This window comes from Wolbachia pipientis, from assembly GCF_023661085.1.
GTDB lineage: Bacteria > Pseudomonadota > Alphaproteobacteria > Rickettsiales > Anaplasmataceae > Wolbachia.
Genome location: NZ_JAHDJT010000182.1, coordinates 1 through 697 on the forward strand (window position 1 = coordinate 1; position 697 = coordinate 697).

At 37.4% G+C, this 697-nt stretch carries 1 protein-coding gene; it reads right to left on the minus strand.

Going from position 1 to position 697, the window contains the following annotated elements; genetic code table 11:
- Positions 1–315: 30S ribosomal protein S16 (gene rpsP / locus DM84_RS06010; RefSeq protein ID WP_250779091.1), on the minus strand; the 315-nt coding region annotated here is incomplete at its 3' end.
- Between the last annotated feature and the right edge of the window lie 382 nt (positions 316–697).

Genomic DNA, 697 nt, shown 5'->3' on the forward strand with positions numbered 1-697 from the left:
TTTCTGTGTTGCTACTTTCTTTTCCTCTGTTTTTTTTGCTTCCATTTTCTTCTTTTTTGTTTCTAGAGTGATCATACCTTTCTCGATGAACCATAGCACTCTCTTGGTTGGTTGCGCACCCACATTTAACCAATGTTTTAATCTGTCAACTTTTACCACAACACGATTTTTGTTGTCTTTTGGTAGCATTGGGTCATATTGCCCTATTCTCTCAATAAAACGCCCATCCCTTGGTGCCAGCGAATTAGCTACAACTATCCTGTAAAAAGGGCGTTTCTTTTTACCAAATCTTGCCAACCTTATTTTAACTGCCATGTTAACCTTTATTCATACGTTATTTACAATTTTATACAGTAAGCAGTTTAAGTCAAATGAATTTTCTTACAATAGACTGCTTGCATAACCTAAATTAAGCGGAAAAAGGCAATTTACTGTCTGCCACTACCTGCAGAACTCATCCGCTAACACGTAGCGGGATGATGGTTTTGAATCTTCAGGGTGTCATCCAAGTAACCTTTTTTGTCACCCAAGTGCCCCCTCCTACTGTCATCCAAGTAGCTGACACTGAGATACTACTTTAGTAATAAATATTTAAGAAATTTACTAAATGAAGAAAAGGCAAAAGAAGCCCTGGCCGTTGTCTATTTTCAGTATTGGCGTTTTTATGCCTTAAACGCTGCAATTTAGCTGCTTTTAA